The organism is Streptomyces sp. TAA040 (assembly GCF_000424845.1).
The window spans coordinates 1-9,322 of record NZ_AUKR01000047.1; the positions used below are offsets into that span (position 1 = coordinate 1).

The 9,322-nt window shown below is 74.4% G+C and carries 2 protein-coding genes and 1 pseudogene; 2 read left to right on the plus strand and 1 reads right to left on the minus strand.

Annotated elements, in window-relative coordinates; translation table 11 throughout:
* Together H300_RS0121240 and H300_RS28475 are read left to right on the plus strand one after the other, a co-directional pair.
* Positions 1-2,980, plus strand: a 2,980-nt coding sequence (locus H300_RS0121240; protein WP_028428994.1) for a type I polyketide synthase, incomplete at its 5' end; no start/stop codon positions are given.
* A gap of 31 nt (positions 2,981-3,011) precedes the next feature.
* Complete coding sequence (locus H300_RS28475; RefSeq protein ID WP_486583987.1) at positions 3,012-9,038, plus strand: SDR family NAD(P)-dependent oxidoreductase; 6,027 nt, start codon at positions 3,012-3,014, stop codon at positions 9,036-9,038.
* On the opposite strand, the pseudogene H300_RS0121250 reads toward H300_RS28475, so the two are convergent.
* Positions 9,039-9,322: pseudogene (locus H300_RS0121250) on the minus strand (ISAs1 family transposase); the annotation flags it as partial.

The following is a 9,322-nucleotide window of genomic DNA, read 5'->3' on the forward strand; positions in this document are numbered from 1 at the left end:
GGAGCGCGGGCTGGGGGTGGACTGGTCGGGGGCGTTCCCGGGGGCGCGGCGCGTCGCACTGCCGACATACGCCTTCCAGCGCAACCGCTACTGGCCCGAGCCGGCGCCCATCACGGCTGCCGACGTGGGCTCGGCCGGGCTCGACCCGGCCTACCACCCCCTCCTCGGAGCGGCCGTCGAGCTGGCAGACACGGGTGAACTGCTACTCAGCGGCCAGTTGTCGCTGCGTACCCACCCCTGGCTCGCCGACCACGCCGTGGCCGGTACGGTCCTGCTGCCCGGCGCGGCCTTCGCGGAACTTGCCGTGCGCGCCGCGGACGAGGCCGGATGCCACACGGTGGAGGAACTGACTCTCCAGTCACCGCTGTTGATGCCCGCCGACACCGCCGTCCGACTGCAGGTGCGGGTCGGCGCCGCGGACGCACACGGCAGCCGCTCCGTGGACCTGTTCTCCTGCCGCGAGGACGCGACGCCCCCGCACTGGACCGCGCACGCCACCGGCGTACTCACCGCCGACGCCACGATCCGCAAGCCGCTGCCCGCACCCGTACCCGACGACGCCGGCTCCTGGCCCCCGCCGGGCGCCGTCCCGATCCCCGTCGATGACCTGTACGAGCGGTTCCACGACTCGGGGTACGGCTACGGACCCGCCTTCCGCGGGGTCACCAGTGCCTGGCGCCGCGGCGACGAGATCTTCACTGAGGTACGCCTGCCTGGGGACCAGCACCGGTCCGGCTCCGCCTTCGGCATGCACCCGGCCCTCCTGGACGCTGCCCTCCAGGGACTGTTCCTGTTCGCTCAGCCGGAGACCGAACCGGGTTTGGACCGGCCGTCCGCCGGACTGCCGTTCTCCTGGAGCGGAGTCAGGCTGCACGCCTCCGGAGCCCTCGCGCTCAGGGTGCGCCTCGGTCTCCGACCGGACGGATCGGTGTCGATCGACGCGACCGACCCGAACGGCCTCCCGGTCACGTCGATCGAGGCGCTCGCCGTCCGCCCGATCGACCTCGACGCCCTCCGCCCGGTCGGCGGCCCGGACTCCCTCTACCGGCTGCGGTGGTCGGCGGCACCCGATACCGCACCCGCCGAACCCGTCGGACACCGGGCCGTCCTCGGTGGCCGGGAATTCTTCCCGGACAGCCATCCGGACCTGGCCGCGCTCGGCGCCGCGCTGGAGGGGGGAGCGCCGTCGCCCGCCGCGGTGCTGGCCTGGTGTGACCACACCCCGCACCTCGCATCCATGCCCGACGCCGCATCGGTGCACACTGCACTGGACGATGCGCTGCGGCTCGTCCAGGACTGGCTGGCCGACCCGCGGTGGGACGACGGCACCCGGCTCGTACTCGTCACCCGGGGCGCGGTCTCCACGGCAGCCGGTGAGGAGGTCACCGACCTCACCGGCGCCGCGGTCCGCGGCCTCGTCCGCTCCGCCCAGTCCGAGCATCCGGACCGCTTCGTGCTGATCGACACCGACGACCCGGCCGCCGTGACCGGCCTGCTGGCCCAGGCACTGGCCGGAACGGAACCCCAACTGGCGATACGCGGCGGACAACTCCTCGCCGCCCGTCTCACCAGGGCCGCCATCGCCCCGGACCCGGGCACGGACGTGCTCGCGGACCCGGACACACCGTCCGGTATCGCCGCGCCCGGGGGAACCGTCCTTGTCACCGGGGCCGGCGGCGCGCTCGGCGGGCTGGTGGCACAGCACCTCGTGACCGCGCAAGGTGTACGGAACCTGCTGCTCGTCGGCAGGCGCGGCGCGGACACCCCGGGCCTGGCCGACCTCGCCGCCGAGCTGCGCGGGCTCGGCACCCGGGTGGCCGTAGAGGCATGCGACGTCGCCGACCGGGACGCGCTCGCCGCCTTGCTCGCAGGCATCCCCGCCGGCCGTCCGCTGAGCGCAGTCGTCCACGCGGCCGGCGTCCTGGACGACGGGCCGGTCGAGTCGCTGACCCCGGCGCGGATGCGCCACGTACTGCGGCCCAAGGTCGACGCGGCTCTCAACCTGCACGCCCTCACCCGTGATCTGCCGCTGTCGGCCTTCGTCCTGTTCTCCTCCGCGTCCGCCACGGTCGGCAACGCCGGGCAGGGCAACTACGCGGCCGCCAACGCCTTCCTCGACGCGCTCGCCCAGCATCGCCGGGCTCTGAGACTGCCCGCCCAGTCCCTCGCCTGGGGCCTGTGGGCGCACCGCAGCACCATGACCGGTACGCTCACCGCCGCTGACCTGCGGCGCATGTCCCGGGGAGGCACCGCGGCCATCGGCAGCGAAGAAGGTCTGGCGCTGTTCGACGCCGCGCTCACCCTGGACGAACCGCTGCTCGTGCCGGTCAAGATCGATCTCGGCCGGCTCCGGACAGCGGCCCGGACCGCACCCGTCCCGGCCCTGCTCTCCGCTCTGGTACCCGGCACCGCACGCCGCCCCGCCTCCGGGGCGGACGCCGCCGAAGCGGACTCGCTGCGCCGCCGGCTGACCGCCCTCACCCCGGAGGAACGCGTCGCCACCCTGCTCGACCTGGTACGGAGCCGGGGCGCCGACATCCTGGGCCACGGCGGAGCCGGGAGCATCGACCCGGACCAGGCGTTCAAGGACCTCGGCTTCGACTCGCTCACCTCCGTCGAACTCCGCAACCGGCTCAGCGCCGCCACCGGCCGCCGGCTGCCCGCGACCCTGGTCTTCGACCACCCCACCCCGGCCGCCGTCGCCGCCTACCTCACCGGGCGCCTGGTACCCGACGGGCCGGGCAGCCTCGCCGCCACCGGGAAGGCCGCCGGGATGCCGGGCCGGGCGGACCGCGAGGACCACGAGATCAGCTCCCTGCTCGCCGCGATCCCACCCGCCGCACTGCGCCGGGCCGGCCTCCTCGACGCGCTCCTGGACCTCGCCGACCGATCGGAGACACCGGCTCCCGCCGCCGACGACATCAACGGCATGGCCGTCGGCGCACTCGTCCGGATGGCTCTGGGCGGCGAACGTGACTGACCGACAGCCGCAGAAGGAGAAGCCGAACCTCATGCCCACCGACACGGACCAGGTGGTCGCCGCCCTGCGTGCCTCGCTGCTGGACAACCAGCGCCTGCGGCGGGAGAACCGACGGCTCCGCGACGACTCCACCGAGCCCGTCGCCATCGTGGCGATGAGCTGCCGCTACCCCGGCGGCGTGCGCACCCCGGAAGACCTGTGGGAGCTGTTGGTGGAGGAACGCGACGCGGTCTCGACGTTCCCCACCGACCGCGGCTGGGACGTCGAGGGCGGCTTCGACGCCGATCCCGGCGCCCCCGGCACCTTCTACGTCCGTGAAGGCGGCTTCCTCCACGACGCGACCGGCTTCGACCCCGGCTTCTTCGGCATCTCCCCGCGTGAGGCCCTTGCCATGGACCCGCAGCAGCGGCTGCTGCTGGAAGCGTCCTGGGAAGCGGTGGAACGCGCGGGCATCGACCCGACGACTCTGCGCGGCAGCCGCACCGGCGTCTACACCGGAGTGATCTACAGCGAATACGCGTCCCGGCTCGACCAGGTGCCCGACGAGGTGGAAGGCTTCCTCGGTACCGGTACCATCCCCAGCGTCGCCTCGGGCCGGATCGCCTACACCCTGGGCCTGGAAGGCCCGGCGGTCACCCTGGACACCGCCTGCTCGTCTTCCCTGGTCGCCGTCCACCTCGCCTGCCAGGGGCTGTGCTCCGGCGATACCACCCTCGCCCTGGCCGGCGGGGTCACCGTGATGTCCACCCCCGGCCTGTACGCCGGATTCAGTCGCCAGCGCGGCCTGGCCCCCGACGGGCGCAGCAAGTCCTTCTCGTCCACGGCGGACGGAGCCGGGTTCGGGGAGGGCCTCGGACTGCTCCTGCTGGAACGGCTCTCGGACGCCCAGCGCGCGGGGCATCCCGTCCTGGCCGTCATCCGCGGCTCGGCCGTCAACCAGGACGGCGCCAGCAACGGGCTGACCGCCCCGAACGGGCCCGCGCAGCAGCGCGTCATCAGCCAGGCGCTCGCCCGTGCCGGACTCGTCCCGTCCGAGGTGGACATGGTGGAGGCGCACGGCACCGGTACCACCCTCGGCGACCCGATCGAGGCCCAGGCGCTGATGGCCACGTACGGGCAGGACCGGCCCGCCGGGCGTCCACTGCGACTGGGATCGCTGAAGTCCAACCTGTCCCACACCCAGGCCGCCGCAGGAGTCGGCGGGGTGATCAAGTCGGTGCTGGCGATGCGGCACGGCGTGATGCCGCGCACCCTGCACGCCGACCGCCCCTCGCCCCGCGTCGACTGGACCGAGGGAGCCGTCTCCCTGCTCACCGAGGCCACCGCTTGGCCGGAGACGGGACGGCCGCGCCGGACCGGGGTGTCCTCCTTCGGCGCCAGCGGGACCAACGCCCACGTCGTCCTCGAACAGGCCCCCACCGCCCCCACCGTCCCGGCCGGCGCAACGGCGGCCACCGACGTGCCGGTTGACCGGTCCGCCACACCGGAACCGGTGCCCGCCGCCGTCCCCTGGATACTGTCGGCGCGTACCCCGGATGCGCTGCGCGCGCAGGCGGCGGCGCTGCACGAGCGGGTGGCGGCGAAACCAGGTCTGAGCGTGGTGGACGTGGGTCGTTCGCTGGCGGTGGGGCGTTCGCGGTTCGCGGAGCGCGCCGTGGTGGTGGGGGCGGACCGGGACGAGCTGATGGCCGGTGTCGCCGCCCTGTCACGGGGCGTGGGCTCGGCGGGCGTGGTGGCCGGCGGTGGGCAGCTTCCGGGCCGTCCGGTGCTCGTGTTCCCGGGCCATGGCTCCCAATGGGTGGGGATGGCAGTGGGGCTGCTGGGCGAATCGGAGGTGTTCGCGGAACGGATGAGTGAGTGCGGGCGGGCTCTGGCGCCTTACACCGAATGGTCGTTGACGGAGGCGCTGGGCTCGGAGCGACTGCTGGCGCGGGTCGACGTGGTGCAGCCGGTGTTGTGGGCCGTGATGGTGTCGCTGGCGGAGGTGTGGCGTGCGTTCGGGGTCGTTCCGGACGCTGTGGTCGGCCACTCCCAGGGCGAGATCGCGGCCGCTTGCGTGGCGGGCGGCCTGAGCCTCGGCGACGGGGCCCGTGTGGTCGCGTTGCGTTCCCGTGCGGTGGCGGTGCTGGCGGGCCGTGGTGGCATGGCCTCGGTGCCGTTGCCGGTGGACGTGGCACGGGAGCGCACCGCTCCGTGGGCGGGCCGGCTGTCGGTGGCCGCGGTCAACGGCCCGTCGTCGACGGTGGTGTCGGGTGACGCGGACGCGGTCACGGCACTGGTGCAGGAACTCCTGGCGGAAGGGGTATGGGCGAGTCCCGTCGAAGTCGACTACGCGTCGCACTCCCCGCACGTGGAGGAGATCCGCGAGCGCCTGCTGTCCGACCTGGACGGCATCACCCCCCTCTCGGGTGCGGTGCCGTACTACTCCAGCGTGACCGGCGGCCTGCTGGACACGAAGGTCCTGGACGCCGAGTACTGGTACCGCAACCTCCGGCAGACCGTCGAGTTCGAGCGGGCGACCCGTTCGCTCCTCGCGGCCGGGCACCGCGTCTTCATCGAGTCCAGCCCCCAGCCCGCACTGATGTACGGGATCGAGGACACGGCCGCCGACGCGGGCGCTCCGGGGACGCTGGTGCTCGACAGCCTGCGGCGCGGGGCCGGAGGGCTCCGCCGACTCCAACTCGCCCTGGCCGAGGCGCACGTCCGGGGCCTGCACGTCGACTGGGAGCGGCTGTTCGCGGGAACCGGCGCCCGGTGGACGGATCTGCCCACCTACGCCTTCCAGCGACGCCGCTACTGGCTCGACGCCCTGCCGGCCGACCGGGACCCGGCGGCCACCGGCCAGTCCGCCGTGGACCACCCGCTGCTCGGAGCCGAGGTCGAACTGCCCGACGACGCGGGCACCCTCTTCACCGGCCGGCTCGCTTTGGCCACACACCCCTGGCTCGTCGACCACGCCGTGGCCGGAGTCGTGCTCCTGCCCGGTGTGGCCCTCGTGGAGCTGGCCGCGCATGTGGGCCGCCGCCTCGGCTGCGCTCTCGTGGAGGAACTGGCCCTCGCCGCCCCGCTGCTGCTGCCCGGCGACGCCGCTGACGACCACGCCGTACAACTGCGCGTACGGGTGGGGGCTGAGGACGGCACGGGGCGGCGCCCGGTGGAGTTCCACTCCCGGCCCGAGGCCACTCGCGGGGCCGCTGCCCGGCCCTGGACCCGGCACGCGACCGGCACGGTCGGCCCCCGGGACCCCTCAGCCGACGGGGACGACACGGCCGAACCGGGCGGCGCGTGGCCCCCGCCCGACGCTGTGCCCCTGGACGTGGAGGAACTGTACGGGCTGCTCGAAGCCCGGGGCGTCGCCTACGGCCCGACGTTCCGGGGCCTGCGCGCCGCCTGGCGTACCACGGACGCGATCCACGCCGAAGTGGCCCTGCCCGATGACCTCTCCGGTACCGGAGCGGACGGCTTCGCAGTGCACCCGGCCCTCCTGGACGCAGCCCTCCAGACGGCCGGTCTGCGCGAAAGCGCCGGGACCGCGGGGCCCGCTGACGGCGTCCCCCTGCCCTTCTCCTGGCAGCGCGTCGCGATCGAAACCTCCGATGACCCGGTGCTGCGCGTCCGGCTGAGCCCCGACGGCCCCGACGCCGTCGCCGCGCGGATCACCGACCTCTCGGGGCGTACCGTGGCGACGGTCGGCTCGCTCACCCTGCGCACGGCGTCCACCGCCGCACTCCGAGCGTCCTCCGGCTCCGTCTTCCACGTCGGCTGGACGCCGGTCACTGCCGGGCCCAGCCCGCGCCCGGTCACCCGCTGGGGCCTCCTCGGCCCGCGGGACGAGCGGCTGCTGCCGGTCGCCTTCCCCGCCGAACCCCTGTCCGCGACACCCGACGCAGTGCTGCTGACCTGCCCCCCGTCCGCCGTCACCGTGACTGCGGACGGTGCGACCGGGGACGCCCCCGCCCGGGACACGGACCCCGAGGCGGTGCGCGTGGTCGCGACCGGGGTCCTGGAACGCCTCCAGGCCCACCTGGCCGACGACAGCACCGCCCGTACACCCCTGGTGGTGCTCACCCGGAGTGCGACCGGCCCGCTCGGTGCGCAGCCACAGCCGGCGGACCTCGGCGCGGCGGCCGTCTGGGGCATGCTCAGGGCCGCTCAGCTCGAACACCCCGACCGGTTCGTGCTGCTGGACACCGAAGGGCCGGACCCTGACGGTCTCGGTGACGCGCTTGCCGACCTCCTCGCCACGGGCGAACCACAGGCCGCCCTGCGCGGCGGCGTCCTGTACGCGCCCCGCCTGACACGGCCGTCGGCCACCACTGCCGTCCCCGCCCCCGTGACCCCGTCGCCGGGTTCGTTCGGGCCGTCCGAGGGGACGGTACTGCTGAGCGGCGGCGGCGCTCTCGCGGCCGTCCTGGCGCGCCATCTGGTCGCCGTGCACGGGGTACGCCACCTCCTCGTGCTGAGCCGCCGCGGCGCCGCCGCCCCCGGCGTGCCGGAGCTGACGGCGGAGCTGGCCGAGGCCGGAGCCGGACTGGCGGCCGTCAGCTGTGACGTGTCCGACCGTCAGCAACTGGCCGCCGCCCTCGCGGCCGTCCCCGAACGCCATCCGCTGTGCGCCGTGGTCCACACCGCCGGAGCGCTTGACGACGGCCTGCTGGACGGGCTGACCGGGGAGCGGATGGCCGCCGTCCTACGGCCCAAGTTCGACGCCGCCCGCCACCTCGACCAGCTGACGCGTGGAGCGGACCTCTCGGCGTTCGTCGTTTTCTCCTCCGCCGCGGGCGTGCTGGGCAGCCCCGGCCAGGCGTCCTACTCGGCCGCCAACGCCGCGCTCGACGCCCTCACGGCGGAACGCCGAAGGATCGGGCTGCCCGGCCTGTCCCTGGCCTGGGGGCCCTGGGAGCGGGTGAGCGGGATGACGGCGGAGCCCGGCGGCGCCGAACGGCGGCGCATCGACCGGCGTGGTGCCCGCGGCCTCTCCGACGAGGAGGCCATGGCCCTGCTGGACACCGTGTGCGCCGTGGGCGCCGCCCCGCCGGAAGACGGGAGCCCCGTCGTCCTGGCCCACCTCGACCTCAGCGCGCGCGGCGGCGGTCCGGTGCACCCGATGCTGCGCTCCGTGATCCGGCGCAGCCCGACCGCGACGACCGGAGCGAAGGGGACGCCGACCGCCGCCGCAGCGTTGCGGCACCGGCTCGACACCGCCGCCGACGCACAGGAACGCGAGCTGGTGCTGTGCGAACTCGTCGTCGCCCAGGCCGCCGAAGTCCTCGGCCACACCGACGCCGGGGCGCTGTCGGCGACGGCGCCCTTCCTCTCCGTCGGATTCGACTCGTTGACCGCGGTCGAGCTCCGCAACCGGCTGGCAGCCATCACCGGACTGCGGTTGCGGCCCTCCGCCGTCTTCGACAGCGCCACCCCCGCCGCGCTCGCGGCGCGCCTTGCCGCCGAGGCCCCGATGGAGGACACCACCCGAACCGAAACGGCAACCGGAACCGAAACGGCAACCGGAACCGGGGCCGCTGCACCCGGCACCGACGCCGCCGACCCGGTGAGCGTGCTGTTCCGCCGGGCCTGCGCACTCGGCCGGATCGACGAGGGCATCGCCCTGATCAAGAACGCCTCCGTCCTGCGCCCGGCCTTCCACAGCGGCAGCGCCCTCGCGACCGCCAGCACCAGCCCGCAGCTGGTGCGCCTGAACGAGCGCGCAGACGCCCCCGTACTCGTCTGCTTCGGCTCCGTCGTCGCCCTCGGCGGCGCCCACCAGTACGCCCGCTTCGCCTCCCGCTTCCGGGACCGCTACGCCGTCGCCGCCCTGAACGCCCCCGGATTCACCCCCGAGGAGGAACTGCCCGCCGACATGCCGGCCCTGCTGGACTTCCAGGCGACGGCACTGCTCCGGGAACTGCCCGGACGGACGCTCGTCCTGGCCGGCTCCTCCTCCGGCGGCACGCTCGCTCACGGAGTGGCCGCCGCTCTGGAACAGCGCGGCGAGGGCCCGGCTGCCGTGGTGCTGCTGGACCAAGGTCATTGCGTGATCGCGATCTGTCCGGGTTGATCACGTAAGGCCCAGAGCTGTCAGAGGCCGCCGGTGGTCGCGGCCGGTGTGCCGGAGGGCGGCGGCGATGTTGGTGTCGCCGTTCTGCCGGAAGATGCTGATGGCGAGGTTGCGTAGGCCGGCCATGGTACGGGGCAGGTGTCCGGTGCGGACCTTGGAGTCGTCCTCGCGGAAGGTCCGATCACGGACGTGGTGCAGGAGGTTCTCGATGCCCCAGTGACCTCTGATCCAGGAGGCGAGTTCGGCCGGGGTGGCGTCGAAGACGTCCAAGCTCGTGATCACGT